Annotated in this window: 29 protein-coding genes; 16 read left to right on the top strand and 13 right to left on the bottom strand. The window is 71.2% G+C overall.

Going from position 1 to position 26,331, the window contains the following annotated elements; genetic code table 11:
* Positions 1 to 10 precede the first annotated feature (10 nt).
* The 6 genes from trbL to ACWTPI_RS03475 all read left to right on the top strand — a co-directional run bounded on the left by trbL (position 11) and on the right by ACWTPI_RS03475 (position 5,072).
* Positions 11 to 1,318: a P-type conjugative transfer protein TrbL gene (gene trbL / locus ACWTPI_RS03450; protein ID WP_034201269.1), complete on the top strand. Its 1,308-nt coding sequence runs from the start codon at positions 11 to 13 to the stop codon at positions 1,316 to 1,318.
* Between the two features lie 11 nt (positions 1,319 to 1,329).
* On the top strand, positions 1,330 to 2,034 hold the full coding sequence (trbF, locus tag ACWTPI_RS03455) for a conjugal transfer protein TrbF (protein WP_008640769.1): 705 nt from the start codon (positions 1,330 to 1,332) through the stop codon (positions 2,032 to 2,034).
* Positions 2,031 to 3,029, top strand: a complete 999-nt coding sequence (gene trbG, locus ACWTPI_RS03460; RefSeq protein WP_008640770.1) for a P-type conjugative transfer protein TrbG — start codon at positions 2,031 to 2,033, stop codon at positions 3,027 to 3,029. The genes trbF and trbG overlap by 4 nt, the downstream gene beginning before the upstream one ends.
* Before the next feature lie 2 nt (positions 3,030 to 3,031).
* A complete protein-coding gene (locus ACWTPI_RS03465; RefSeq protein ID WP_034201268.1) occupies positions 3,032 to 4,294 on the top strand; it encodes a TrbI/VirB10 family protein in 1,263 nt (420 codons plus the stop codon).
* Positions 4,291 to 4,539, top strand: a complete 249-nt coding sequence (locus ACWTPI_RS03470) for a DUF2274 domain-containing protein (RefSeq protein ID WP_008642645.1) — start codon at positions 4,291 to 4,293, stop codon at positions 4,537 to 4,539. The genes ACWTPI_RS03465 and ACWTPI_RS03470 overlap by 4 nt, the downstream gene beginning before the upstream one ends.
* 383 nt (positions 4,540 to 4,922) lie before the next feature.
* Positions 4,923 to 5,072 (top strand): hypothetical protein, encoded by a 150-nt coding sequence (locus tag ACWTPI_RS03475; protein ID WP_020205196.1) that lies wholly within the window; start codon positions 4,923 to 4,925, stop codon positions 5,070 to 5,072.
* 150 nt (positions 5,073 to 5,222) lie between these two features.
* Here ACWTPI_RS03475 and ACWTPI_RS03480 read toward each other — a convergent pair whose 3' ends face one another.
* The 3 genes from ACWTPI_RS03480 to ACWTPI_RS03490 form a co-directional block, all read right to left on the bottom strand.
* Positions 5,223 to 5,441: a hypothetical protein gene (locus ACWTPI_RS03480; protein WP_454730953.1), complete on the bottom strand. Its 219-nt coding sequence runs from the start codon at positions 5,439 to 5,441 to the stop codon at positions 5,223 to 5,225.
* 245 nt (positions 5,442 to 5,686) lie between these two features.
* Positions 5,687 to 6,067 (bottom strand): hypothetical protein, encoded by a 381-nt coding sequence (locus tag ACWTPI_RS03485; RefSeq protein WP_020205193.1) that lies wholly within the window; start codon positions 6,065 to 6,067, stop codon positions 5,687 to 5,689.
* 123 nt (positions 6,068 to 6,190) lie between these two features.
* Positions 6,191 to 7,105 (bottom strand): DMT family transporter, encoded by a 915-nt coding sequence (locus ACWTPI_RS03490; protein WP_029044073.1) that lies wholly within the window; start codon positions 7,103 to 7,105, stop codon positions 6,191 to 6,193.
* A gap of 182 nt (positions 7,106 to 7,287) precedes the next feature.
* Here ACWTPI_RS03490 and ACWTPI_RS03495 point away from each other — a divergent pair, with 182 nt between their 5' ends.
* Positions 7,288 to 7,758, top strand: coding sequence for an Lrp/AsnC family transcriptional regulator (locus ACWTPI_RS03495; protein WP_029044072.1), 471 nt, complete (start codon positions 7,288 to 7,290; stop codon positions 7,756 to 7,758).
* Here ACWTPI_RS03495 and mdcH read toward each other — a convergent pair.
* From mdcH to mdcA, 7 genes are read right to left on the bottom strand one after another with little or no spacing between them, the layout of a single operon-like run.
* Positions 7,755 to 8,699, bottom strand: coding sequence for a malonate decarboxylase subunit epsilon (gene mdcH / locus ACWTPI_RS03500; protein WP_043367084.1), 945 nt, complete (start codon positions 8,697 to 8,699; stop codon positions 7,755 to 7,757). The two genes, ACWTPI_RS03495 and mdcH, sit on opposite strands and share 4 nt — an antisense overlap.
* A 5-nt stretch (positions 8,700 to 8,704) precedes the next feature.
* On the bottom strand, positions 8,705 to 9,364 hold the full coding sequence (locus tag ACWTPI_RS03505; RefSeq protein WP_454730954.1) for a malonate decarboxylase holo-ACP synthase: 660 nt from the start codon (positions 9,362 to 9,364) through the stop codon (positions 8,705 to 8,707).
* Between the two features lie 21 nt (positions 9,365 to 9,385).
* Positions 9,386 to 10,243, bottom strand: a complete 858-nt coding sequence (mdcE, locus tag ACWTPI_RS03510; protein WP_454730955.1) for a biotin-independent malonate decarboxylase subunit gamma — start codon at positions 10,241 to 10,243, stop codon at positions 9,386 to 9,388.
* Positions 10,240 to 11,091, bottom strand: a complete 852-nt coding sequence (locus tag ACWTPI_RS03515; protein WP_454730956.1) for a biotin-independent malonate decarboxylase subunit beta — start codon at positions 11,089 to 11,091, stop codon at positions 10,240 to 10,242. The genes mdcE and ACWTPI_RS03515 overlap by 4 nt, the downstream gene beginning before the upstream one ends.
* Positions 11,088 to 11,414: a malonate decarboxylase subunit delta gene (locus ACWTPI_RS03520; protein WP_020205186.1), complete on the bottom strand. Its 327-nt coding sequence runs from the start codon at positions 11,412 to 11,414 to the stop codon at positions 11,088 to 11,090. Before ACWTPI_RS03520 ends, ACWTPI_RS03515 begins: the two co-directional genes overlap by 4 nt.
* The gene (locus ACWTPI_RS03525) at positions 11,415 to 12,344 is read right to left on the bottom strand and encodes a triphosphoribosyl-dephospho-CoA synthase (RefSeq protein WP_454730957.1); all 930 of its coding nucleotides are present in this window, start codon (positions 12,342 to 12,344) and stop codon (positions 11,415 to 11,417) included. It abuts the gene before it with no gap.
* On the bottom strand, positions 12,344 to 14,002 hold the full coding sequence (mdcA, locus tag ACWTPI_RS03530; protein WP_454730958.1) for a malonate decarboxylase subunit alpha: 1,659 nt from the start codon (positions 14,000 to 14,002) through the stop codon (positions 12,344 to 12,346). Before mdcA ends, ACWTPI_RS03525 begins: the two co-directional genes overlap by 1 nt.
* A 365-nt stretch (positions 14,003 to 14,367) precedes the next feature.
* Here mdcA and madL point away from each other — a divergent pair, with 365 nt between their 5' ends.
* Both madL and madM read left to right on the top strand, forming a co-directional pair.
* Complete coding sequence (gene madL / locus ACWTPI_RS03535; RefSeq protein WP_059410610.1) at positions 14,368 to 14,772, top strand: malonate transporter subunit MadL; 405 nt, start codon at positions 14,368 to 14,370, stop codon at positions 14,770 to 14,772.
* A 12-nt stretch (positions 14,773 to 14,784) separates the two neighbouring features.
* Positions 14,785 to 15,558, top strand: coding sequence for a malonate transporter subunit MadM (gene madM / locus ACWTPI_RS03540; RefSeq protein WP_454730959.1), 774 nt, complete (start codon positions 14,785 to 14,787; stop codon positions 15,556 to 15,558).
* Here the strand turns inward: madM and ACWTPI_RS03545 are convergent.
* Complete coding sequence (locus ACWTPI_RS03545; protein WP_029044070.1) at positions 15,555 to 16,472, bottom strand: LysR family transcriptional regulator; 918 nt, start codon at positions 16,470 to 16,472, stop codon at positions 15,555 to 15,557. The two genes, madM and ACWTPI_RS03545, sit on opposite strands and share 4 nt — an antisense overlap.
* Before the next feature lie 247 nt (positions 16,473 to 16,719).
* Between ACWTPI_RS03545 and ACWTPI_RS03550 the strand changes: the two genes are divergently transcribed.
* The 7 genes from ACWTPI_RS03550 (at position 16,720) to ACWTPI_RS03580 (ending at position 23,799) form a co-directional block, all read left to right on the top strand.
* Complete coding sequence (locus ACWTPI_RS03550; protein WP_020423897.1) at positions 16,720 to 17,205, top strand: MarR family winged helix-turn-helix transcriptional regulator; 486 nt, start codon at positions 16,720 to 16,722, stop codon at positions 17,203 to 17,205.
* Between the two features lie 5 nt (positions 17,206 to 17,210).
* Positions 17,211 to 19,292: an FUSC family protein gene (locus tag ACWTPI_RS03555; protein ID WP_454730960.1), complete on the top strand. Its 2,082-nt coding sequence runs from the start codon at positions 17,211 to 17,213 to the stop codon at positions 19,290 to 19,292.
* A gap of 43 nt (positions 19,293 to 19,335) precedes the next feature.
* A complete protein-coding gene (locus ACWTPI_RS03560; protein ID WP_020205178.1) occupies positions 19,336 to 19,545 on the top strand; it encodes a DUF1656 domain-containing protein in 210 nt (69 codons plus the stop codon).
* A complete protein-coding gene (locus tag ACWTPI_RS03565) occupies positions 19,542 to 20,495 on the top strand; it encodes an efflux RND transporter periplasmic adaptor subunit (protein WP_454730961.1) in 954 nt (317 codons plus the stop codon). The genes ACWTPI_RS03560 and ACWTPI_RS03565 overlap by 4 nt, the downstream gene beginning before the upstream one ends.
* Positions 20,492 to 21,946, top strand: coding sequence for an efflux transporter outer membrane subunit (locus ACWTPI_RS03570; protein ID WP_454730962.1), 1,455 nt, complete (start codon positions 20,492 to 20,494; stop codon positions 21,944 to 21,946). The genes ACWTPI_RS03565 and ACWTPI_RS03570 overlap by 4 nt, the downstream gene beginning before the upstream one ends.
* Before the next feature lie 52 nt (positions 21,947 to 21,998).
* Positions 21,999 to 22,832: a MetQ/NlpA family ABC transporter substrate-binding protein gene (locus ACWTPI_RS03575; protein WP_059410565.1), complete on the top strand. Its 834-nt coding sequence runs from the start codon at positions 21,999 to 22,001 to the stop codon at positions 22,830 to 22,832.
* Positions 22,833 to 23,211: 379 nt separating this feature from the next.
* Positions 23,212 to 23,799, top strand: a complete 588-nt coding sequence (locus ACWTPI_RS03580) for a DsbC family protein (RefSeq protein ID WP_454730963.1) — start codon at positions 23,212 to 23,214, stop codon at positions 23,797 to 23,799.
* A 56-nt stretch (positions 23,800 to 23,855) separates the two neighbouring features.
* Here ACWTPI_RS03580 and ACWTPI_RS03585 read toward each other — a convergent pair whose 3' ends face one another.
* Both ACWTPI_RS03585 and ACWTPI_RS03590 read right to left on the bottom strand, forming a co-directional pair.
* On the bottom strand, positions 23,856 to 24,503 hold the full coding sequence (locus ACWTPI_RS03585) for a hypothetical protein (protein ID WP_454730964.1): 648 nt from the start codon (positions 24,501 to 24,503) through the stop codon (positions 23,856 to 23,858).
* A 236-nt stretch (positions 24,504 to 24,739) separates the two neighbouring features.
* Complete coding sequence (locus tag ACWTPI_RS03590) at positions 24,740 to 26,155, bottom strand: aminotransferase-like domain-containing protein (RefSeq protein WP_454730965.1); 1,416 nt, start codon at positions 26,153 to 26,155, stop codon at positions 24,740 to 24,742.
* Between the last annotated feature and the right edge of the window lie 176 nt (positions 26,156 to 26,331).

Raw genomic sequence — 26,331 nt, forward strand, 5'->3', positions numbered from 1 at the left:
GGGCCGGGCCATGAACGACGTATCGGTCATCGACCGCTTTCTCGATGTTTTCTCGCGCTACATCGACTCGGGCTTTGGGCTGCTGCAGGGCGAGGTGGCGTTTCTGACAGCCACGCTGATCGTCATCGACATGACGCTCGCCGGACTGTTCTGGGCGATGGGCCATGCCAGCGGCCAGGGCGAGGACGTGATCGCCAAGCTGATCCGCAAGGTGCTCTATGTGGGCGCCTTCGCCTACATCATCGGCAACTTCAACATGCTCGCGGGCGTGGTGTTTCGCTCTTTCGCGGGGCTGGGCCTGACGGCCAGCGGTTCCAGCGTGAGCATGGGCAACTTCCTGCAGCCGGGGCGGCTGGCCAAGACCGGCATCGACGCGGCGGCCCCCATCCTGGAGCAGATCAAGCAGATGGCGGGCTTCCCGGAGGTGTTCGTCAACATCACCTCCATCGTGGTGCTGTTCCTCGCGTGGGGCATCGTCCTCCTGTGCTTCTTCGTGCTGGCGGTGCAGCTCTTCGTGACGCTGATCGAGTTCAAGCTGACCACGCTCGCGGGCTTCGTGTTGGTGCCGTTCGCCCTCTGGAACAAGACGGCGTTCCTGGCCGAGAAGGTGCTGGGCAATGTGGTGTCTTCGGGCATCAAGGTGCTGGTGCTCGCGGTCATCGTGGGGATCGGCACCGGGCTGTTTGCCGAGTTCAGGATTCCCGCAGGTGCCGAGCCCTCCATCGACCAGGCGCTGGTCATCATGCTGGCTTCGCTGTCCATGCTGGCCCTGGGCATCTTCGGGCCGGGCATTGCCACCGGGCTGGTGTCCGGCGGGCCACAGCTTGGAGCCGGTGCGATGGCCGGAGCAACGCTGGGGGCCGCAGGCGCTGCCATTGGCGTCGGGGCTGCGGCTGCTGGCGTCGGCAGCGCCGTGGCTGCAGGGGCGCGGATGGCACCTGGTGCAGCCCGCCTTGCGGCCGGCGGCGCGCGCGGCGCCAAGGCGGCTTTCGATGCTGGCTCTACGGCCGCAGGCAGTGGCATCCAAGGCGCTGCCGCTGGCGCGGGCAACGTGGCCAAGACCGCCGGGCAAAAGGTAGCCGACGGCGCACGCTCGATGAAGGAGCGCGTGGCAGCGGCCTTCCGGCCGGATGAGGCGCCGGCATCTGGCGCTGATGCCGCAGATGCGCCTCCATCCAACGAACAGCCTGCCTGGGCCAAGCGCCTGCACCGCAGGCAGCAGCTCACCCATGCCGCGACCACGGCCGCCCACACGCTGCGCGGCGGCGACGGCGGAAGCTCCAGCCAGGGGCCAAGCCTTCGTGATTCCGATTCATAAGGAGAACTCCCATGCGATTCAAACGACCGCAGGTGCGCTACGCCGATACGCCGCAGCCTGCCACCCCGTACCAATCCGCCGCCCAGGTCTGGGACGACCGCATCGGCTCGGCCCGCGTGCAGGCGAAGAACTGGCGGCTTATGGCCTTCGGCTGCCTCACGCTGGCGGTGCTGATGGCCGGCGGCCTGGTCTGGCGCTCGGCGCAGTCCATCGTCACGCCCTACGTGATCGAGGTGGACAACGCGGGCCAGGTGCGCGCTGTCGGCGAAGCCGCCACGCCGTACCAGCCCAGCGATGCGCAGATTGCTTACCACCTGGGCCGCTTCATCGGCCTGGTGCGCTCGCTGTCCATCGACCCCATCGTGGTGCGGCAGAACTGGCTCGATGCCTATGACTACACCACGGACAAGGGCGCCGTGGTGCTCAATGAGTACGCGCGGGTGGCTGATCCGTTCTCGCGCATCGGCAAGGAGTCGGTGACGGTGCAGGTGTCCAGCGTGACCCGCGCCAGCGACCAGTCCTTCAACGTGCGCTGGACCGAGACGCGCTTCGTCAACGGCGCGCTGGATCGCACCGAGCGCTGGAACGCGGTGATCTCCACGGTGCTGCAGACCCCGCGCACGGAGCAGCGCGTGCGCAAGAACCCGCTGGGTATCTACGTCAACGGGCTGGCGTGGAGCCGCGAGCTGGAAGGAAACGAAGGAGCAAAACCATGAATGGACATTTCCGTAAACCCGCCTTGCCTGTGATCCTACTGGCATCCACCGTTTTGTTCTCGGGCTGCGCCACGCAGGGGACTCCGCCGCCATCCATCTCGTTGGATGGGCCGGTGCAGGCCCAGCCGCTGCCCGAGGCGCCGAAGCCCGTGGAGGTCGTGACCGTGCCCGAGGTGCTGGCACTGCCTGGACAGATGAAGCCGCTGGCCGGTGATGCCAAGGCCACACTGGAATCGCCCGACGAGAAGGTGCGCGTGACCCGTGCGAACACGGAGGCCCGTGTTGCGCCCACACGCGAGGGCTATGTGAACGCCATCCAGGTCTGGCCGTTCACTGATGGCGCGCTGTACCAGGTCTATGCGGCCGTGGGTCGCGTGACCGTGATCGCGCTCCAGCCGGGCGAGGAACTGGTGACGGTGGCTGCCGGTGACACGGTGCGCTGGATCGTGGGCGACACATCGAGCGGCAGCGGCGATGCGCTGCGCGTCAATGTGATGGTCAAGCCCATCCGCTCGGGCCTCAAGACCAATTTGGTCATCACGACCAGTCGGCGCACCTACCTGCTAGAACTGACTTCGACCGAGAAGACATGGATGGCTTCGGTGTCCTGGGAATACCCCAAGGACAGGATGCTGGCCCTGCAGCGCCAGGCACAAGCGGCCAGCGCCGCCGCGCCGGTCGATGCCGGGCTGTCGCTGGAGAAGATCCGTTTCCGCTACGCGGTCAGCGGCAGCAATCCGCCGTGGAAGCCGTTGCGGGCCTTTGACGATGGCGAGAAGGTCTATATCCAGTTTCCGGCGGGCATCGCTCAAGGCGAGCTACCGCCAATGTTCGTGATCGGCGCGCAAGGCGACGGACAACTGGTGAACTACCGCTTCCGCTCGCCGTACTACATCGTGGATCGGCTGTTTGGTGCGGCCGAGCTGCGCCTGGGTGGCGATAAGGGCGCCGTGGTGCGAATTGAGCGCACCGATGGCGTGGCACGGAGGAATTGAGCATGAGCCAAGACAACACCCCCGACCATGCCACTTCTCAGGGGGGCAAGGCGGCGCCCGAAGCGATGGCGTTGCGCGCCCAGCCGCGCCCGGTCACGCGCCTGAACCGGCGCACGCTGGCCATGCTCACCGGCGGCCTGTCGGTCGCCGTGCTCGGGGCCACGATCTGGGCCCTGCAGCCGCACCGGCGCGGCGCAGGCTGGCAGAACGAGCTGTACAACGTGGATCGGGTCTCAAAGTCCGAAGGGCTGGATGGGTTGCCGTCCGATTACTCGAAACTGCCGAAGGCGCCCGAGCTGGGGCCGCCGCTGCCGGGCGACCTGGGGCCGGCCATCGTGGCGGCGCAGCAGCCCACCTACATGCCGCCGGGACATGATCCCAACGACGCCTTGCGCAAGGAGGCCGAAGCGGCGGCGGCTTCGGCGGTGTTCTTCCGCTCGGGAAAGCCGGGCCAAGCCGCTGGCGCTGTCGCGCAGGCGGCGCCCGGAGCACCCGGCATGGCCAACGCCTTGGCAGGGTTCGATCCGCTGGCGGCCGGTCCGGCCTCGACGGCGGCCCAGCCCAGTGATCCCACCACCGTGCAGAACCGGCAAGACCAGAAAGAGGCGTTCCTGAAAGGCGGCTCCAAGGAGACTCGCAATTCCGGCAATCTCCAAATGCCAGCCTCGCCGTACCAGGTGATGGCCGGGACGGTGATCGCAGCGGCGCTGGTCACAGGCATCAAGTCCGACCTGCCGGGCGATGTGATCGCCACGGTGACGGAGCCGGTCTATGACACGGCTACGGGCAGGTTCCTGCTGATTCCGCAGGGCTCGCGCATTTTGGGCAAATACAACAGCCAGGTGAGCTTCGGGCAGAGCCGGGTGCAGATGGTGTGGAACCGGATCATCTTGCCAGACACATCCTCGCTGACGCTCGACAACCTTGTCGGCACCGATCCTGCGGGCTACGCAGGGTTGGAGGATGAAGTGGATCAGCATTGGGGCCGCATCTTTGCCGGGGCGGCGCTGACCACGCTGCTGGGTATCGGCGCCGAGTTGGCCGCGCCGGAGAATCGGCAGAACGGCAACCGCATCGTCATTGCCGGGCGCGATGGTCTGCAGGACAGTGTGAACCAAGTGGGGCAGGAGATGACCCGGCGCAACATGAACATCCAGCCGACGCTGACAGCGCGGCCGGGGTTGCCGGTGCGGATCATCGTGGCAAGGGATTTACAGGTTCGACCTTACCAGCCGCTCTTTCTTCAGCGTGGAGGTGCCCGATGAACATGGCCAGAAAACTCCGGCTTGGGCCGCTGCCATCGACCAGCAGCACCAAGCTGACATTCGCTTGTCCAGCCAGCCTGAAAATGGATCTAGACCGGTACGCCGCTCTTCATGCGCAGACCTATGGCGAAGCGGTCGATGCGGCCACGCTGATCCCGCACATGCTCGAAGCCTTCATGGCGGGGGATCGGGGATTCAAGCGGGGTGGCAAGGCCAAGGCCGTCGCCACCCCGAAGTCAGGATGACGATGCTCCGACATAGATTTAATGAAGAACGCGCGGCTCCAGGCCGTGCGTTCTTCGTTTGGGAAGCCGGTAATATGGGAGTTCAGGTCGGTTGCCGACGCTGCACTCCGTGTCCGATGTAGCGCGATCCGGCTTTCTCTCCCAACGCTCTCATGTGGCACCTAGCCCACACCGCCGAGGTGCCATCGGGTGGCACGATACAGAGCTAACTTGCTGTCTCGTATAAGGTTTCAGGCCAAATGGGATGCCTTGAAAATACTTGACACCGAACATTTTTTAGGCGTTCTTTGCGCGCGGCGGCCGCATCGATGCGCAGTCTTGATGCGGCCGCGCCTACGCTGCAGGCAGGAACATTGCGCCGGGCTTTCCCCCGGCTTGCCGTCATGTCGACCTGGATCGTTTACCGGCTGGCGCTCGGCGCGCTGGCCATCGCCGCGCTGGTGCTGCTGTTCGCCGCCGAATATGGGCTCGCCAGCGCCATCGCGCGCCGCGAGCATGGCTTCGCGCGCGCGCCGGACGAGCAGGGGCCGTAGCGGCCCGGCGTCCGCCCGCGCGGCGCGCCTAGTTCTGGAGCACCTGCGCGGCGAAGCCGGCGAGGTAGCCGCTGCCGATGCAGGCGGCCAGCCAGCCGGCCAGGATGAGGGCGCTTTCCTTGAAGGTCATGGCGTGCACCCGCGCGCGGCTCAGACGGCGAAGCCGAACGGGTACTCGTTGACCACGGTGCGGGCGCCGCCGCCGAAGGCATCCGCGCCGCCGGCAGCGCGCGCGGCGCCGCGCGCATGGCCGTGGCCGTGGCCGGCATCGGCGCCGCGCGCGTCGGCGGCGAAGGCGGAGTTGAGCGAGAGCAGGGCGGCGCCGGCGAGGGCGGCGGCGAGCAGCAGGCGGGTGGTGGTGATGGTCATGGCGGATCGTTCTTTGTTGAAATCGGCAGAAGCGTTCGCGCTTCCATGCCATCAAGAATAGATCCGCGGCCTTGCCGCGATGCGGTGCCGTCTCGTATTCGATATTCAGGAAATTTGAATATCCATCCGGCCGATGGGGTCATGCGGCGGGTATGAAGCGGGCCATGAGGCGGGGTACGCGCGGGCTGCACGGCCGGCAGGCGCCGCCGGCCCGGCGGCTCAGCGCGGCCCCGCGCCGGCGGGCTTCAGCGGCGCCATTCGCGCTCGCGCCCGCGATCGTCGTACCGGTCGTGCTCGTGATCGTCATGGTGATCGCGCCAGCGCCGCTCGCGCCATTCGCGCTCACGCCAGGCCCGCTCGCGCCAGCCCGGGCCGTAGTAGCCCGGACCGTAGTAGCCGGGGCCCACCACCACGGGCGCCGGCGCGACGTACACGGGCGCCGGCGCATAGACCGGCGCGGGCTGGTAGACCGGGGCCGGCTGGTACACCGGGGCCGGCGCGACGTACACCGGCGCGGGCACGCCGATGCCGATGTCCACGTCGACGCGCGCGCTGGCCGCGCTCGAAGCCAGCGCGGTGGAAACCGCGACGGCGGCAAAAGTGCAAAGGGTGGCGATGTTTCGCACGGGGGCAGCTCCGGTTGGCAAGTGACTGCACTTTAGCCGGTCGCTCTGGCGCCAGGTATTAGCGGCCCAATACAACTGTGTCCGGGTGTAACGTCCACGCCCGGGTCCGCGCTCGGTTTGCCCCTACGCGCTGCGCCACGGCATGCGCCGGCCCAGCCACGGCGCCAGCGCGGTGGTGGCCACGCCCAGCGCGATCAGCGCCAGCCCGGCCGACAGGTCGGCGGAGATGCGCTCGTGGAAGGCCGCCGCGGAGACGATCAGCCCGATCACCGGCACGCACAGCATGGCCACCGAGGTGGCCGCCGGCGGCAGCGCCTGCGTCATGTTCAGCACCACGATGAAAGTCAGCGCGGTGGCCAGCGGGCCGGTGTAGAACAGCAGCGGCCAGATCTCCGGGATGGACAGGAAATGCGGCGCGCCGTCGCGCAGCAGCGCCAGCAGCACCAGCGGCACCGAGGCCACGGCGGTCTCCCACGGAATCATGTCAGCGCCCAGGCGCACCGCGCGGCTGGCGCGCAGCTGGATGATGCTGAGCGACCACGCCAGCGAGGCGCCGAGCAGCATCGCCAGCCCCACCACCGTATGCAGCTGCCAGCCGCCCAGCGCCGGCGCCACCATCAGCGCGATGCCGGCGTAGCTCAGCCCGGTGGCGATCCACTGCGGGCGCGACAGCCGCTCCTTGAGCACCAGCGACGACAGCGGGATCACCCACACCGAGGTGGCATAGGCGATCACCGAGGCGCGCCCGGGCGGCACGTACTGCAGCGCCCACAGCGCCAGCGCGGTGAAGGCCGCCATCTGCAGCAGGCCCACGCCGATCACCAGCGGCCATTCCTGCCGGCTCGGCAGCCGCAGCCGGCGCAGCATGCCCAGCACCACGAAGCTGATCGCCGCGGCCGAGACGAAGCGCGCGGCGGCGAACCACAGCGGGCTGACGTGGGTCAGGCCCAGTTTCATCACCGGCCAGTTGCCGCCCCAGATCGCCACGGCGCAGGCCAGCGGAACGAACCGGCGCCATCCTTGTTGTGCTGCTTGCATGCTTCGACTCGTATTGCGGTGCCGCCAGTGCGGAAACGTCCTTTGCGCCCGGCGCGCGAATGCACCTGGGCGACCCGGAAAGTCTACGTTCTGGTGCGCCGCAGCAAAAACCGAAGTTCGCTGCATGGATCGCGCATGGCGGCATAGAATGCCGTCATTCGATCGAACTGGAGTGCAACGTGCTGGAAGACCTGGAACTGGACGCCACCGACATCCGCATCCTCAACGAGCTGCAGCGCGACGCCAGCCTGACCAACGTGGAGCTGGCCAGCCGCGTCAGCCTGTCGCCGTCGCCGTGCCTGGCGCGCGTCAAGCAACTGGAGAAGCGCGGCGTGATCTCGCGCCGGGTGACGCTGCTCGACGCGCGCCGCCTCGGGCTGAAGGTGGTGGTGTTCATCCAGGTCTCGCTGGACAAGCAGCGGCGCGAAAGCCTGGACGTGTTCGAGCGGCGCATCGCGGCGCTGCCGCAGGTGATGGAGTGCTACCTGATGTCGGGCGACGCCGACTACCTGCTGCGCGTGATCGTGCCCGACGTGGAGGCGCTGGAGCGGCTGATCATCGACCAGATCACGCGCATCCCCGGCGTGTCGAACATCCGCTCGAGCTTCGCGCTCAAGCAGGTGCTGTACAGCACGGCTCTGCCATTGGCCTAGTCCCGTCCCGCCTGTTGCCGGGCCTCCCGCGCGCACAGCGCCACCACGCTGTCGAGGCGCGTGTCGGCGCAGGCCACGGCGATGCCGCCGGCCAGCAGCGGCGCGGCCAGCCGCGTGAGCACGTTGCCGGGCGGCATCTCCACCGCCAGCCGCATGCCGCATTCGCGCGCCAGCAGCATGGTCTCGTGCCAGCGCACCGGCACGGCGAGATTGCGCGCGAGGTCGGCGGCGATGCGCGCCGGGTCGCGCAGCTCGCGCGCGGCGCTGGCGCTGAAGTAGCGCAGGCGCGGCCGCGCCACCGCGACGCCGGCGAAGGCGCGCTCCAACTCGGCGGCCTGCGCGTCGAGCAGCGCGCAGTGCGAGGGCACGCTGATGGCCACCGGCTTGGCCGCGTGCGCGCCGGCGGCCAGCGCCAGTTCGGCCACGCGCGCCATCGCCGCCTCGGCGCCGGCGATCACGATCTGCATCGGCGCGTTGAAGTTGGCCAGGTAGACCGGCGCGGCCGGCGCGCATACCCGCGCCACGATGCGTTCGAGCGGCGCGCGCTCCAGCCCGAGGATGGCCGTCATGCCGTAGCCGCGCGGATAGGCCTGCGCCATCAGCCGCGCGCGCAGCGCCACCAGCCGGACCGCGTCGGCATGCTCCAGCACGCCCGCGCACACGGCCGCCGCATAGGCGCCGATGGACAGGCCCGCCACCGCGTCGGGCCGCGCGCCTTCGGCCAGCAGGCAGCGGGCCGTCGCCACGCCGGCGGTCAGCAGGCAGAGCTGCACGGCCACGGTGGAGGCCAGCGCCGCCGCGCTGTCCAGCGCCAGCACGTCCTCGCCGAGCGCCGCGCTGGTCTCGGCCACGGTGGCGCGCGTGGCCGGGTGGTCCGGCAGCGCGTGCAGCATGCCGGCGCGCTGCGCGCCCTGGCCGGGGAAGGTGAACAGCGTGCTCATGGTGCTCATGGGCGTGCCGCCGGCGCCAGCCACGGGTCGTCGCACATGACCGGGCCGTCCGCGGTCTTGAGCAGCACGCGCCCGCCCGTGCGCGCGCGCTCGCGCAGCGCGAACGCGCCGCGCGGCGTGCCGACCTGGATGTCGAGGCGGGGATCGTCGAGCAGCGCGATCAGCGCGCGCTCCGCAGGCGGCGCGAGCGGCGCGGCGGCGGTGACGAGCAGGTCGAGGTCGCTGCCCTCGTGCAGCAGGTCGAGGCCCGACGCGAGGCTGAAGCCCACGCTGCCGGCCACGCCCCAGTCCACCCGCATGGCGTCCAGCAGCGGCGCGGCGCGCGCGAGCGCGGCCAGCGCGGGCAGCGCCCGGCGCGGATGCTCGCGCCAGCGCGCCAGCCGCGCGATCCTGCGCGGCGTGACGGCGCGCGCCACCTGCGCGGCGGGCAGCCACGCGGCGTGGCGCTGCGCGCGCGTGACGCCGCGCAGGCCCACCGGGATGCGGCCGCGCGCATCGGCGCGCGCGCGCCGCACCACCAGCGGCGCCTGCGCCAGCCACGCGGCGCTCGCCCACGCGGGCAGCGCGCAGTCCGCGCGGTCCGCATGGTCCGCAACGAAGGCGGCGGGATCGGCGAGCCACAGCAGGTCGTGCGGCAGCGGGGCGGATGCGGTCATGGCCTGCGGGCGCGGGGCGCGTCAGTCATCCCACTGCCGCGCCAGCACTTCGCGCACGCGGCCCGACGCCTGGCGGTTGGGTCCGCCCAGGCGGCTGCGCAGGTCGCGCTGCGGGTCGGCCAGGATGTCGGCGAGCGCGGCCAGCAGCGCGCCCTGCACGGTATCGAGGTCGGCCGCATCGGGCGCGGCCGCGTGGCCCACGCGGATGCGCCGCCACAGCAGGCCCAGCGTGGCGTAGCTGCCGATGTCGTAGGCCATCGGCGGCACGCTGGCGGCGAACGTTTCCAGGTCTTCCACGCTGCGCATGGTGATGCGCGCGGCGGCCTGCTTGCCCATCGCGTGGACTTCCACGCCGGCGTCGTCGAGCGCGAGCAGGCGGTTGGCCTGGTAGCCGTGCGCGAGGAAGGCGCCCGACATGGCGGGCCCGACCAGCAGCGCGATGACCGGGTGCCCGCGCAGCCGCGCTTGCGCGTAGGCGCCGGCGGCGCCGGCCAGCGACTGGTGGATCCCGAACGCTTCCTCGCGCCGGCCATAGGCCTGGCTGGGCGTGTCGACGATGGCGACGACGGGCCGCTTGATGGCGGCGTCGCGGTCGGCCTGCACCACCTCGTGCACGGCGCGCGCCAGCGACCAGCCTTCGATCACGCCGGCCTCGCCGTGGCGCGCGCGCGGCCACGCGCTGGCCGGGTCGGGCACCAGCGCGACGAAGCGCGCCGGCTGGCCGCCGAGGGCGGCATCGGCCACCTGCACGCTGGCCGGGTAGCCGGCCACGCGCGCGGCGTTGCCGCTCAGCGCGGCCAGCCAGGCGGCGCCGCGGCTGGCGGCGGGGTTTGCGGTCTCGGTCGCGGTTGCGATTGCGATTGCGGTTGCGATATTCATGACGAGGCTCCGTCGGCGTAGATGTCGCGCACGGTCTGCGGCTCCGGCTGGCACGCCGGATCGTACGACCGCAGCCGCGCCAGGTAATGCGCGTAGCGCTCGCTGCGGTGCGTGGCCGGCGGCCCGGCCGCCAGCAGCGCGCGCACGGTGGCGCGGATGGCCGCGCTGTCGTCTTCCACGTAGCGGTCCGCCAGCCCGGTGGCGATGCGCTGCTCGCCGCCGGTGAAGCTCCAGATGAACGGGCGGTCGCGCGAATCGTATTCGGCCACGCCGGCTTCCTGCTCGATCACGGCCGGGCCGTTGAGGCCGAGCCGCGCCTCGCGCGTGACCACCAGATAGCTGCACAGCCCGGCGGCGATCGACATGCCGCCGAAGCAGCCGACCTGCCCGGCGATCACGCCGACCACCGCCTGGTAGCGGCGCAGGTCGGCGATGCCCGCGTGGATCTCGGCGATGGCGGCGAGGCCGAGGTTGGCCTCCTGCAGGCGCACGCCGCCGGTCTCGAACAGGATCACCGCGCGCGTGGGCACGCCGCGGCGGTTGTCCTGCGCGGCCAGCTCCAGCGCGCCGGCGATCTTGGCGCCGCCGACCTCGCCCAGGCTGCCGCCCTGGAACGCGCCTTCGATGGCCAGCACCACGGCGCCGTGGCCGTCGATGCGGCCCTTGGCCACGATCACGCCGTCATCGGCCTGCGGCACCACGCCCTGGCGCGCCAGCCACGGCGACACCAGCCCGTCGAACGGGCCGGCCAGTTCGCGCACGGTCCCGGCATCGAGCAGCGCATGCGCGCGGGCGCGCGCGCCCAGCTCGACGAAGCTCTCGCGTTCGAGCAGCGACGGATGGTTCATGGCTGCTCCTTGCTGTTGTCGTCGGCGGATGCGTCCAGCGCTTCGAACGCCTCGGCCAGGCGCATGCCGACCACGCCCGGCGTGGCGCCGAAGTCGTGGATGCGGATGCGCATGGCCGCGCGCGGCCCGGCCTTGAACACGCGCGCGAGCTGCGCGTCCCACACCTTGCCGTAGCCGTCCACCGAGGTGGTGACGTCGATCACGGTGGTGCCGGCGCTGCCGGGCTCGACCAGGACCTCGAGGTCGCCGGAGCCGACCACGCCGACCAGCACGCGGCGGCCGGCCGGCGCGCCGGCGGGATATTCGAACTGAAGCTGTTCCATTTACTTGTCTCCTTGCAGGCTGGCGGGGGCGGCGTCGAGCGATGCCATCGCCAGCGGCAGGCGGTCGAGGAAAAAGGTGGCGGCGAGCAGGTCGGCGGCGCCGCCGGGCGAGGCGTTGCAGGCCAGCATGCCGGCCTCCAGCGCGCGCAGCAGGCGGCGCCCGGGCAGTGTGGCGATGCCGCCGGCGGCCAGCACCCGCGCCGCGCCGGACTGCATCAGCGCCAGCCCGTCGCGGCCGGCGCGGGCCAGCACGCAGGTGTCGTCGAGCCGGCTCATGATCGCCAGCAGCGCGTTGACGCGCGCGCTCGGCTCGGCGTCGCCGCGCGCGCGGCTGCGCCGCAGCTCGGGCAGGCCGGCGCGCAGCACGTGCGGAAAGCCGGCCTGCGCCTGGCCGCGCGCGCCGCGCACGCCGTAGTCGAGGCAGGCGCGCTCGCCCTTGTGGCCGGTGCGCGCGGGGCGGTGGCGGTCGGGCAGGCGCGCCACGGCGCCGGCGGTGCGCGCCACGGCATGGACGGAATGCGGCGAGCGGGTGGCGCGCGACTGCTGGTGCCAGCCAGCGGCGCCGACCAGCAGGCCCAGGCTCCAGATCGCGCCGCGGTGCGTGTTGACGCCGCCGGTGGCGCGCATCATCGCGGCCTCCGCTTCGCGGCCCAGCGCGCCAAGCGTCTCGCGCAGCGCCACGCCAGGCCGCGCGGCCCGCAGGCCGGCGGCGGCCATCGCCGCGAAGGCGGGATGCAGCGCGCGCGCCGAGCGGCACATCAGGTCCAGGTCGAGGTCGGCATGGGCGCCGCTGCCGCGGCCGTCCACCAGGCCGGGCTTGGGCGACAGCGCGGCCTCGTCGAGCAGCGCGGCCACGGCGAGGTCGGCCAGCATGGCGGCGGCGGGCGGCAGGCCCGCATCGGGCCGCGCGAGCAGGGCGGGGCTTGCCATCACCAGCTCCTGAAGCGAGCCGGCGGCTGGTACAGCCCGCCCGACCAGTCGACCAGGTCGGCCATGCTTTTCGCCGCCAGCAGCGAGCGCGTGGCCTGGCCGCGCTGCACGCCGAGATCCTCGGGCAGCGCGATCAGGCCGTCGCTGCGCATGCGGCGCGTGGCGGCGGGGTCGTGGCGCAGGCCGACCGGCGTGACGCCGGCCACCGCCGCCAGCATGGCGCGGCGTTCCTCGAGCGAGCGCGCCTTGTACAGGTAGGCGATGCCTTCCTCGGTCAGCACGTGGGTGACGTCGTCGCCGTAGATCATCACCGGCGCCAGCGGCATGCCGCTGTCCCTGGCCACCTGCACCGCGTCGAGCGATTCGACGAAGGTCGGCTTGCCGCCGGCCTGGAAGGTCTCCACCATCTGCACCACCAGCTTGCGCCCGCGCGCGAGCGGATCCCCGGTCTCGATCAGGTCCAGCCACGCGGGCGTGGCATGGCGCCGCCCGCCCGGGTTGTGGCCCATGTTGGGCGCGCCGCCAAAGCCCGACAGGCGCCCGCGCGTGACCGTGGAGGAATGGCCGTCGCCGTCGATCTGCAGCGTGGAGCCGATGAACAGGTCCACCGCGTACTGGCCGGCGAGCTGGCAGAGCGCGCGGTTCGAGCGCAGCGAGCCGTCGGCGCCGGTGAAGAAGATGTCCGGGCGCGCGGCCACGTAGCCTTCCATGCCGAGCTCGCTGCCGAAGCTGTGCACGCTCTCCACCCAGCCCGACTCGATCGCGGGGATCAGCGTGGGATGCGGGTTGAGCGCCCAGTGCTTGCAGATCTTGCCCTTGAGGCCGAGCGACTCGCCGTAGGTCGGCAGGATCAGCTCGATCGCCGCGGTGTTGAAGCCGATGCCGTGGTTGAGCGACTGCACCTGGTGGCGCTCGTAGATGCCGCGGATCGCCATCATCGCCATCAGCACGTGCACCGGCTTGATCAGGCGCGGGTCGCGCGTGAACAGCGGCTCGCAGAAGAAGGGCCGGTCGGCCTGCACCACGTAGTCGATCCACGAGCCGGGAATGTCCACGCGCGGCAGGCCGGCGGGGTCGTCCACGATTTCGTTGACCTGCGCCACCACGATGCCGTCGCGGAACGCGGCGGCTTCCACCAGCGCGGGCGTGTCCTCGGTGCTGGGGCCGGTGTAGAGGTTGCCGTCGCGGTCGGCCTTGTAGCCGGCGATCAGCACGATGTCCGGCGTGAGGTCGACGTAGAGCCGCGCGTACAGCTCGATATAGGTGTGGATGGCGCCGATCTCGAGCTGGCCGTCCTCGAGGAACTGCGAGATGCGCAGGCTCTGCGCGCCGGCGTAGGCGAAGTCCAGCTTGCGCGCGATGCCGCGCTCGAACAGGTCCAGGTGCTCGACCCGGCTGACGCTCGGGATGATCATGTGCAGGCCGTGCACCTTGGCCGGGTCCACCTCGGCCAGCGCGCGCGAGAGGAAATCGGCCTGCTTCTGGTTGTTGCCTTCTAGCACCACGCGGTCGCCCGGCGCGGCGATGGCTTCGAGGAACGGGACGATGTCGGCGGTGGGCACCACGCGGCCGTTGGCGAAGGCCGCGCCGCGCGCCTGGCGCTGGCGCTTGCCGGCGCGGCGGGTGTCCCATTGTCGGTCGGTGGCTGGATTCGGCATCGCGTCTGCCCTGTGTGGTGGCTGGGAATGTCACCACGATAGGGGGCCGGCGCGGCGCAAGCAATGACGCCCGCCGCGGCATCGTTACTCCGGGCGTAAGTGTCGGCGCCGCCGCCCGTCCGCGTGCGCGGCGCGGGTGTGTCGCATGTGCGCCGCATGTGTGCCGCCGGGCCGCCGCCGCCCGTCACCGCCCACTGCCGCAGTTAGCGCCAAGCTAACGATCCGTCCGCCGGGTTGATTGATGCGCCCCGGCGGCCTGCCTAAGGTAGACCGTGACGGAAGCCCGCATGGCGCGGCGCGTTCCGCGCACCCGCAAAAACAGCCTGCGCGCAAGCACGCCGGCAGGCCATCTGGAGACAAGCACCATGATCATCTACGGAACCGCCTTGCTGGCGGTCTGCCATCTCGCCGGCCTGTTCCTCGGCGAACTGCTCGGCGTGGCCATCGGCGTCAAGGCCAACGTGGGCGGCGTCGGCATCGCCATGCTGCTGCTCATCGGCATCCGGCTGTGGCTGCACGGGCGCGGCCTGCTGCCGCGCGAGACCGAGGCCGGCGTGGGCTTCTGGGGCGCGATGTACATCCCGGTGGTGGTGGCGATGGCGGCGCAGCAGAACGTGGTCGCCGCGCTGCGCGGCGGGCCAGTCGCGCTGCTCGCCGCGTTCGGCGCGGTGCTGGTGTCGGCCGGCTGCATCGCCGTGCTGAGCCGCACCGGCGACCATGCGCCGCTGCCGCCGCTCGACGCCGACGGCGCCGCCGTCTCCACGCACTGAGGAGCCGCCATCATGCATTCCATCCCGCACATGTTCCAGGCCGTGCTGCTGCAGAACGGCCTGGTCACGGCCTTCGCCGCGGTCGGCATCATCATGTGGCTGTCGTCGCGGCTGTCGCGCTGGCTGACCTTCGGCCGCGTGCACGGCTCGGCCATCGCCATCGTCATCGGCCTGCTGCTGGCCTATTACGGCGGCATCGTCACCGGCAAGGAAAAAGGCCTGGCCGACCTCTCGCTGTTCTCCGGCATCGGCCTGATGGGCGGTGCCATGCTGCGCGATTTCGCCATCGTCGCCACCGCGTTCGAGGTGCAGGTCACGGAAGCGCGCAAGGCCGGGCTGGTGGGCGCGGTCTCGCTGCTGCTCGGCACCGTGCTGCCGTTCATCGTCGGCGCGGCGGTGGCGCGCGCGTTTGGCTACAGCGACGCGGTCAGCATGACCACCATCGGCGCTGGCGCCGTGACCTACATCGTCGGGCCGGTCACGGGCGCGGCGCTCGGCGCCAGTTCCGACGTGATCGCGCTGAGCATCGCCACCGGTCTCATCAAGGCCATCATCGTGATGGTCGGCACGCCGATGGCGGCCGGCTTCCTCGGCCTGAACAACCCGCGCGCGGCGATGGTGTTCGGCGGGCTGGCCGGCACCGTCAGCGGCGTCTCGGCCGGGCTGGCCGCGACCGACCGCCGGCTGGTGCCCTACGGCGCGCTGGTTGCCACGTTCCACACCGGGCTGGGCTGCCTGCTGGGGCCGTCGCTGCTGTTCCTGGCCACCAAGGCGGCGGTCGGCTAGCCTTCGCGCTCGCGCATCGCCAGCCGGCACACCGCGGCCAGCGCGAGCAGGTTGGGGTCGCGCTCGCGCCGGCGCAGGAAGCTCAGGCCGATGCGCTGGCGCAGCCGGTATTGCGGCGACAGCGGGATCAGCGTCACCTTGTGCGGCAGCATGTCGCGCACGCGCCCCGGCAGCAGCGCGTAGCCCACGCCGCCGCTCACGAGGTTCATCAGCGAGAAGATGTCGCCGGTCTTCATCACCACCTTGGGCGTGAAGCCGGCGATGCGGAAGGCTTCCACGAAGCCCTGGAAGGTGACGAAGCCTTCGCTGAGCGAGACGAAGGCTTCGTCGCGGCAGGCGTGCAGGTCGACCGACGCCTGGCGCGCGTAGGCCGACTCGGCCGGCGCGGCGAAGTGGATCTCGTCCTCGAACAGCGCGATCGACTCGACCTCCGGGTCGGGCTCGGGTACCGCCATCAGCGCCGCGTCGATGGCGCCCTGCTTGAGCTTGAACAGCAGGTCGGCGTTGGAGCCGAGCACCAGCTCGGGCTGCAGTTCCGGGCGCCGCAGCTTGATGCCCATCACCACTTCCGGCACGGTGCGGATGGTCAGCGAATACAGCGAGCCGATCTTGAGGTGGTCGGCCGAATAGCCGGCCGCCTCGCGCGTGGCGCGGATGCCGTCGGACATGGTCTTGATCACTTCGCCGGCGATCTCGGCCAGCACGTGCGCGGCCTCGGTGGGAATCAGGCTGCGCCCCTCGTGGCGGAACAGCGCGCAGCGCATGCCTTCCTCGAGCGAGTGCAGCGCGCGGTGCACGCTGACCGCGCTCACGTCCAGCGCCTCGGCGGCCTTGGCGAGGTTGCCGGCTTCCATGTACGCGAGCAGGACTTCGAGCTTGCGGAAGGTGATCTCTTCGTTGATGCGGTTGCGCATGGGGATGCGGACAAGGCGGCGGGCGGTGGCGATGCGGGCCATGATAACCAGATTCGCGCACCGCGGCGGGTCCGGCGCCGCGGTGCGGGTGTGGCGGTGGCGTGGCGGTGATGTGCGGTGGCGTGCCGGCGAGGACGGAAGGGCGGCGCGGGCGCGGATGCCTGCCCCCCGACAAAACCCCTTCCGCCGGAATGGTTAGCAGGATAATAGTTTGCAACCTAACTATATGGTTGCTATCATTCCCTCCATGCCCCCGCTCGACGCCCTCCGTTTCGCCTTCACTGGCCAGCTCATGCTGGCCGGCCGCCAATGGCGTCACATCTCGCAGGGCGCGGTGACCGCCTACGGCATCTCCGCCGCCGCGGCCGGGCCGCTGCTGTTCATCCGCCGCCTCGGCGGCGGTGTGCGGCAGGTCACGCTGGCCGACTACGTGGGGCTGGAAGGCGCGTCGCTGGTGCGGCTGGTCGACCAGCTTTCCGCCGCGGGCCTGGTGCGCCGCGAGGTCGACGCCAATGACCGCCGCGCCAACGCGCTGTGGCTGACCGACGCCGGCGAGGAACTCGCCACCAAGATCGAGGCCGAGCTCAAGCAGTTGCGCGCGGATGTCTTCGCGGGCCTGACGGAGCAGGATTTCGAAGGCGCGCTGCGCGTGCTCGACGCGCTCTCGCGCGCGGCCGCCGCCGCGGGCGGCAATGCCGGCAACATCACCATCTCCGGCCTCACGGAATCCTGACGGCAATGATGACCTGGCCTTCCGGAAGAGACTGGCTCTTTTCCTTCAAAGCCTTCGTGGCCGCCATGCTGGCGCTGTTCATCGCGCTCTATCTTGGCCTGCCGCGCCCGTACTGGGCGATGGCTTCCGTCTATATCGTGGCGCACCCGCTGACCGGCGCGACGCGCTCCAAGGCGCTGTACCGCGTGCTCGGCACGCTGCTGGGCGCGGCCGCCGCCGTGGTCATGGTGCCCACGCTGGTCAACGCGCCGGCGCTGCTGATGGCGGCGGTGGCGGTGTGGACCGGCGTGCTGCTGTACGTGGCGCTGCTGCACCGCACGCCGCGCAGCTACGTCTTCATGCTGGCGGCCTATACGCTGCCGCTGGTGGCGCTGCCTTCGGTCAACGACCCCGGCGGCATCTTCGACATCGCCGTGGCGCGCGCCGAGGAAATCTGCATCGGCATCCTGTGCGCCAGCGTGGTCGGCTCGCTGCTGTTCCCGGCCGACGTGGCCACGGTGCTGCGCCAGCGCTCGGCCCAGTGGCTCGGCGACGCCGCGCTGTGGGCCACCGACATGCTGTGCGCGGACGCCGCCGCCAAGGTCTCGCGCCACCACAGCCGGCACCGGCTGGCGGCCGACATCCTGGCGCTGGACCAGCTCATCAGCCAGCTTTCCTACGACACCGAGACCGCCGCGCGCGTGCGGCAGGCGCAGGAGCTGCGCGGGCGCATGACCATGCTGCTGCCGGTGCTGTCGTCGCTGGCGGCGGTGGTGGAAGCCCTGCACCAGAACCCGGCCGGCATGCCCGGGCGGTTGTCGCGCAACATGGCGCGGGTGCAGAAGTGGATCGCCGGCGGCGCGCAGGCGCCGCTGCCCGAGCTGGAGCTGCCGCAGGCGTCGCCGATGGCGGACGCGCAGGCCCGGCTCGATGCCACAGAGGCCAGCGATGGCGCCGAAGGCGCGCGCGGCCCGGACTGGCACGACGCGCTGGCCGCCACCGCCGAGGGCCGCCTGCGCGAGCTGATGGAGCTGTGGCAGGACTGCGTGGCATTGCAGCGCCGCGTCGGCGCGGCCGCGCCGGAAGCGGAGTGGACGCCGGCGTTCCGGCGCTGGGAAGTCGGCGCCGCGCGCCATTACGACCACGGCATGCTGCTGTTTTCCACGGTGACGGTGGCGCTGGCCATCTTCAGCATGGGCATGATCTGGATCTGGTCCGGCTGGGCCGACGGCGCCGGCGCGGTGGCGCTGGGCGCGGTCGCCTGCTGCTTCTTCGCGGCGCTGGACGAGCCCGCGCCGATGATCCATTCGTTCTTCACCTGGAACGTGGTGTGCCTGGTGATCGCCACCATCTACCTGTTCCTGGTGCTGCCCAATGCGCACGACTTCGAGATGCTGGTGCTGATGTTCTCCGCGCCCTACCTGGCGATCGGCGTGCTGATGGCGCAGCCGCGGCTGGCCCTGATCGGCCTGCCGCTGGCGGTCATCACGGCCAACGACATCGGCATCCAGGGCGCCTACAGCGCGGACTTCCAGGCCTTCTTCAACGGCAACGTGGCCGGCATCGCCGGCATCCTGTTCGCGCTGATCTGGACCCTGGTGTTCCGCCCGTTCGGCACCCGGGTGGCGGCGCGCCGGCTGGTGCGCGCGAGCTGGGACGACATCGCCCGCAACGCCACCGGGCGCGAGCCCGGCGAGCACGCCCACCTGCGCGCGCGCATGCTGGACCGCCTGGCGCAACTGGTGCCGCGGCTGGCCGCCAGCGAGAGCGAGCTGTCCACCGACGGCTTCTCCGAAGTGCGCGTGGAGCTGAGCACGCTGGCATTGCAGCGCGAGATGCCGGACCTGGCGCCGGACCACCAGCATGCCGTGCGGCGCGTGCTGCACGGCGTGGCCAGCTACTACCAGGCGCGCCTCGACGCGCGCGCCGAGGCGCCGCCGCAGGTGCTGCGCGAGCGCATGGGCAAGGCCATCCGCGCCGTCGCCACGCGCGCCGACCATGCCTCGCGCGAGGCGTTCGCGGCGCTGGTGGAGATGCACGTGGCGCTGTTCGCCGCGGCGCCGCCGGCACCGCTGCCGCCGCCGTCCGGTCCGGCCGGGAGCCGATGATGGTCATGGCAATGAATAACCGTTACCCACGCGGAGGCGCGCAATGAGCGGCGAGATCGACGTCTACGGCGTGTTTGTCCCGAGCCTGCTGGCATGGATGCTGGTGGCTTTCCTGATTACCGCCTGCGCGCGCGCCGTGCTGGCGCGCACGGGCTTTTACCGGCTGGTCTGGCACCGGTCGCTGTTCAATCTGGCGTTTTACGTGATCGTGCTGGGTGGCGTCGTCTACCTCGCGCATCGGCTGCAGTCATGAAACTGAATCTTCGCACGCTCGGACCTGTGGTCCTTACCCTCGTCGTCACCGCGGTCGCGGTGGTCGTCGTCAAGCACCTGTGGGACTACTACACCATCGCGCCGTGGACGCGCGACGGCCACGTGCGCGCCGACGTGGTGCAGATCGCGCCGGACGTGTCGGGCCTCGTGACCAAGGTGCTGGTCAAGGACAACCAGCTCGTGCGGCGCGGCCAGCCGCTGTTCGAGATCGACCGCGACCGCTTCGCGCTGGCGCTGCAGCAGGCGCAGGCCACGCTGGCCGCGCAGAGCGCCACGCTGGCGCAGGCGCGGCGCGAGTCGCGCCGCAGCCAGACGCTCTCGGAAGTGGTCTCCAAGGAAGTGGTGGAAGAAGGCCTGGCCAAGGTCCAGCAGGGCGAGGCCGCCGTGCAGCAGGCGCAGGCCGCGGTCGACCTGGCGCGCCTGAACCTGACGCGCACCAGCGTGCTCAGCCCGGTGGACGGCTACGTCAACGACCGCCTGCCGCGCCTGGGCGACTACGTCACCACCGGCCGCCCGGTGCTGTCGATGGTGGACGCCAACTCGTTCCACGTGGAAGGCTATTTCGAGGAAACCAAGCTGCACGGCATCCACATCGGCAACCCGGTGGACATCCGCATCATGGGCGAGTCGCGCGTGCTGCACGGCCACGTGCAGAGCATCGCCGCCGGCATCGAGGACCGCGACCGCACCAACGGCTCGAACCTGCTGCCCAACGTCAACCCGACCTTCAACTGGGTGCGGCTGGCGCAGCGCATCCCGGTGCGCATCGTGCTGGACGAGCCGCCGCCCGACCTGCGCCTGGTGGCGGGCCGCACCGCCACCGTGTCGGTGCGCGAGGCGCGCGCGCAAGGTTCGGCGCAGGGTCCGGCGCAAGAGAGCGGCAAGGCCGCCTCGGCCCCGGCCGCGGCCAGCCAGGGAGCGGCGCGATGAACGCGCTGCGCCTGGCCCTGCTGCCGGCGCTGGTGCCGCTGCTGTTCGCGTGCACCACGGTGGGCCCCGATTACCGCGTGCCGGACGATGCCGCCATCCATGCGCCGGCTGCCAACGGCGCGCTGCTCGGCGCCGACAACGCGGCCGTCTCCGTCGGCGAGGTGCCGGACGGCTGGTGGCGCCTGTACGACGACCCGAAGCTCGACCAGCTCGTGCAGCAGGCGCTGGCCGCCAACACCGACCTGCGCGTGGCCTCGGCCAACCTCAAGCGCGCCATCGCGGTCTATCACGAGGTGGAGTCGGAGAACCTGCCGCAGGGCGCCTTCGGCGCCAGCGTGGCGCGCGGGCAGATCGCCGGCGAGCCGCTGCTGCACGAAGAGAAGATCCCGGTGTTCAACTTCGGCGACGTGGGGCTCAACGTCTCCTACCTGATCGACTTCTTCGGCAAGCTGGCGCGCGCGGACGAAGCCGCGCTGGCCGGCGCGCAGGCCAGCGCCGCCGCGCTCGACCAGGCCCGCGTGGTGGTGGCGGCCGAGACCGTGCGCGCCTACGTGCAGGGCTGCGCCGCCACGCACGAGCTTGAAGTGGCCGAGCACCAGCTCGTGCTGCAGAACCGCGGCGTGGAGATCGCCCGCAAGATGGTCGAGGCCGGCCGCGGCCAGCCGGTCGACCTGCTGCGCGCCGAGGCCCAGTCCGACGCGCTGCGCGCCAACCTGCCGCGCTTCAAGGCCGAGCAGGACGGCGCGGCCTATCGTCTCGCGGTGATGCTGGGCAAGCCGCCCACCGCGGAGTCGCGCGCCGAATACGCCTGCCATGAGGAGCCGCGCCTGACCCAGCCGCTGCCGGTGGGCGACGGCGCCGCGCTGCTCAAGCGCCGGCCCGACGTGCGCCAGGCCGAGCGCGAGCTGGCCGCCGCCACGGCGAAGATCGGCGTGGCCACGGCGGACCTGTACCCGTCCATCCGCATCGGCGCCTCCACCGGCCTGAGCGGCATTCTCGACCACCTCGGCCAGGGCCAGACCGCGCACTGGACCGTGGGCCCGCTCATCACCTGGAACCTGCCGACCAACGGCACGCGCGCGCGCATCCACGGCACCGAGGCCGGCGCCGAGGCCGCGCTGGCGCATTTCGACGGCGTGGTGCTCAAGGCGCTGCGCGAGACCCAGACCGCGCTGAGCAGCTACACGCGCGAGCTGGAGCGCGCCGGCGCGCTGCGCGACGCGCGCGACAAGGCCAGCGAGGCCGCGCGCCAGAACCGCCAGCTCTACCAGGCCGGCCGCTCGCCGTACCTGTCCAGCCTCGACGCGGACCGCACGCTGGCCAGCACCGAGGCCCAGCTCGCCGCGGCGCAAAGCCAGGTCGCGCTCGACCAGATCAGCCTGTTCCTCGCGCTCGGCGGCGGCTGGCAGGGCGCGCCAAAGGTCGAAGCGCATACAATGGGCGAGCGCTGAGCCGGCCTGCCTTCGGTCCGGCCGGCCGGTCTCTCATTATTCGAAGCACAACATGGCAATCACTCCTTTCCCCTATTCCCGTTTTTCCCTCGGCAAGACGCTGGCCGCGGCCGTGGCCGCGCTCGGCATCGCCGTCTCGGGCGCCGCGCTGGCGCAGGAGCAGGCCGTGCGCGTGGGCACCGTCAGCGGCCCCGACGCGCAGGTCTGGCAGGTGGTCCAGAAAGTGGCCAGGCGCAACGGCCTCGACGTCAAGGTCGTGGAGTTCAACGACTACGTGCAGCCCAACGCCGCGCTCGACGCCGGCGACCTCGACGCCAACAGCTTCCAGCACCAGCCGTACCTCGACAGCCAGATCAAGCAGCGCGGCTACAAGATGACGAGCGTGGGCTACACCTACATCTCGCCGCTGGGCATCTACTCGCAGAAGCTCAAGTCGCCCAAGGACCTGCCGCCGGGCGCCAAGGTGGCGGTGCCCAACGACCCGTCCAACGAGAACCGCGCGCTGCTGCTGCTGGCCGCGCAGGGCGTGATCAAGCTCAAGCCGGGCGTGGGCAGCAACGGCGTCAACGCCACGCCGCTAGACGTGAGCGACAACCCGAAGAAGCTGAAGCTCGTCGAGCTCGACGCGGCGCAGCTCGCGCGCGCGCTGCCCGACGTGGCCGCTGCCGTGATCAACACCAACTACGCGCTGGCGGCCGGCCTGCAGCCGCTGCGCAACGCCATCGCGCTGGAAGACATCCACAGCCCGTACGCCAACATCATCGTGGTGCGCACGCAGGACAAGGACAAGCCGTGGGTGAAGAAGCTGGTGGCGGCGTACCAGTCGGAGGAAGTGCGCCAGTTCATGAAGAGCGAGTTCAAGGGCGCGATGGTGCCGTCGTTCTGAGCTGTCGGGTTTGACGGGCGGGCGCGGCGCATTCGCGGGCGCCTGCCCTCTCCCCCGACCCCTCTCCCGCACGCGGGAGAGGGGAGCAAACCTGAAGCGATTGACGAAGCCCGCGAACGGGCCCACGCCGCGCGAGCCAGCCCAAGCAAGGTGTCCTCCCTCTCCCCTCACGGGGAGAGGGGCGGGGAGAGGGGCGGTTCGGCTAGGAGCCACATCAAGCGAAGCCAACGGTGTTACCCAACACACCAGCCCCATCCAGCACCCCCGCCAATTTAGGACAAGTCCTAAATACGGAGCACTCCCCCGCACGTACACTGGGAACCGATGCGCACGAGCCACCTCGGCCCGCGCCGGAACCGCTCCTCCACCATCGGACGCCATGTACGCAAAACTCCTCCTCCCAGCCCTTCTCGTCCTCGCCCTCGGCGCCTGCGGCAAGTCCGCGCCCGACGCGCAGGGCACGGCCCCGGCATCGGCCGCCGCGCAGCCGGCGACCGCGATCTCGGTGGACGCCATCGCCGCCGAGACCAAGGGATTCAGCGCCGGCAACCTGCTCAGCGCGAAGAAGGTCTACATCTTCTTCGACCCGCAGTGCCCGCATTGCGGCGAGCTGTGGAAGGCCGCCACGCCGCTGATGTCCTCGGTGCATTTCACCTGGATCCCGGTGGCGCTGCTGACGCCGGAGCGCTCCGCGCAGCAGGGCGCCGCGCTGCTCGCCAGCAAGGACGCGGTGAAGACCATGAACAGCCACGAGGCCACGCTGGCGACCGCGCAGCGCGGGCTCGACACCGCCGGCATGGCGCTGCCCGAGCAGGCGCTGGCGCAGGTCAAGGCCAATACCGAATACTTCCTGCGGCTGGGCATCACCAGCGTGCCGTTCGTCGTGTTCGCGGGCGAGGGCGGGCAGGCGCAGACCTTCGAGGGCGCGCTGTCCACCGATGCCCTGAAGGCCCGCCTCGGCGTCTGAGGCGGCGCGGCGGATTGCCACATGCGGCAATCCGCCGCGCAGGGTTTGTATAAGGCTTATCTGGCCGCCAGCCGCCTTGCCGGCGCCGTGCCGGCCAGCCCGGCCGCGCCGCTCCAGTAGACCCAGCTGCGCGTGCGCCGCAGCCGGTCCAGGTAGTCGTTCTCGAAGCCGCGCGGGAAGCGGCTCGCGGCTTGCCGCGCGGCGTCCTGCAGGCCCGCCGCTTCCCACACCCGGATCGTGCCCGAGGCGAGCCGGCCGGCCATGCCGAGGTCGAAGTAGGGCACGGCCAGGCCGAGGTGATGGCGCGACTGCGACACGCTCGCGCTCCAGTCGCGCATGGCGTCGGCCAGCGCCAGCAGCGCCGCCGAGAACGACTGGCGGGTGCGCGCCATCAGCATGCGGCCGCTGAGCACGCCGTCCACGAGGTCGCGCTGCGCGTCCGACAACCGCGCGCGCTCGAAGCTGCCCAGCGTCGGATGGCGCGCGGCGAGCAGGCGCAGGCAATCGGCCAGCCCGGTGGCGCCTTCGTCGTCGATGGCGAGCGCGGGGCAGCGCGGGTCGGCGTCGGAGAGCAGCGGCAGCACTTCGGCCGCGTGGCGCGGCGAGGCCAGTTCATGGACGGTGTGCGCGATGCCGGCGTCCTGCATGAACAGCGCGAGCGTGGCGCAGGCCGGGCATCCTTTCGATACGAAGAGTTGGTACATCGCGAGGACGAGACATCCCGTCCCCCAGGGCAAGGTATTGCCGGGGGAGAAATGCCGTTCGGGGGGAGGTCTGGACAGGCGGACTTTACGGCCGCGCCGCGCGCGCGGAAAGAATCAGATCCGGCGAATATGACCGGATCAGCGCAAGCCGCCGCATCTGCGCGGCACGCCCGCAATAGTCCCGCGGTATTCCCGCAGTATTCCCGCGGTACCTCGCTGTCGCCCCCGGCGCGCGGCTACACCACGATCTCGCGGTGCTGGCGCGGCATGCGCGCGAGCAGGTCGGCCAGCTTCTTCAGCGCCAGCGCCAGGCGCGCGCGCTCCTTGACGCCGCCCAGCGAGATGCGGATCGCGTTGGGCGGGTTGGGCCCGGAGTGGAAGGCGTCGGAGGCGGTCACGCGCAGGTCTTCGGCGTGCGCGGCCTGGGTCAGCTCGCGCGAGGTCCAGTAGCTCGGCAGCAGGTGCCACATGTGGATGCCGGCCGAAGGCGGGTGGCCGAGGCTGCCCAGCATGCCGCGCGCGAGTGCCAGGCGCGCGGCGCATTCGGCGCGGATGTCGCCCAGCAGCGCAAGGGCGGTGCCGTCGTGCACCCATTGCGTGGCCAGCGCGGTGGACAGCGGCGTGGACATCAGCGCGAACGAGCGCAGCGCGGCCAGCACCGCGTCCTGGTCGGCGGCCGGCGGCGTGACGAGGTAGGCGGTGCGCAGGCCCGGGCTCAGGCATTTGGACAGCGTGGCGATGTAATAGACGTGCGCGGGCGAGTAGTGCGCCAGCGGCGGCGGCGCGTGCGGCGTCAGCAGCCAGTACGGGTCGTCCTCGATGATGGCGATGCCGCGCTGCTCGGCCACGCGCGCGATGTCGCGGCGGCGCTGCGCCGGCATGGTGCGGGCGTTGGGGTTCTGCGAGGTCGGGTTGAGGTAGGCCACGCGCGCGCCGTGCTCGCGGCAGGCCGCTTCCAGCGCGTCGGGGCGCATGCCTTGGTCGTCCGCGGCGACGCTCGCCACCGCGCGGCCGAGCTGCTCGGCAGCCAGCCGCAGGCCCGGGTAGCACAGCGGCTCGGTGACGATGGTGCCGCCGGGCGGCGTGAGCGCGAGGATCAGCGCGGCCAGCGCGGCCTGCGCGCCGGGACAGGCGACCAGCCGCGCGGGCGCCACCTCGCCCAGCATCGGCGCCAGCCACAGCGCGCCGGCGGCCTTGTCGGGGCTGCTGCCGCCGCCCAGCTGGTAGGTCATCAGCAGGTTGGCGTCGGTGCGCATCAGCACCTGCGACATGCCGCGCCGCAGCAGGTCGTCGAAGTCGAGCCCCTCGGGTGGCGGCGGCACGTTCATGCTGAGGTCCACCATCTGCGCCAGTTCCACCGTGGGCGCGGCGACGAAGGTGCCGAGCGCGCCGCGCGCCTCCACCAGGTGGCGGCGCTTGGCTTCGGCCAGCGCGCGGGTCACGGTGGTGAGGTCCACGCCGAGCAGCTCGGCGAGCTGGCGCTGGGGCGGCAGGCGGTCGCCCGGATTGAGCCCGCCGTCGGCCACGGCCTGCTCCATCGCGGCCACCACCTGCAGGTAGCGCGCGCCCTTGCCGGGGCGGAAATCGGGTAGCCACGCCGGCCGCGCGGCGGTTTCCGTGGCTGGCTCTCGTGGGGTGGATTTTCTAGGCATAAACCCTCGTTGTATGGCTTTTGTCTTACCTTAAGATCCGGCACCGCATCACATTAAGCCATACATTGAGCCGTTTTGTATGCCCTCCCGCCTTCGTGGCGGCCGTCGCTCGCAGCAAGCCCTCGCCCCATGTATTCCGCGTGCCGTGGCATTCCGTCCCGACAAGTGCATAGGTT

Source organism: Cupriavidus ulmosensis, assembly GCF_977008105.1.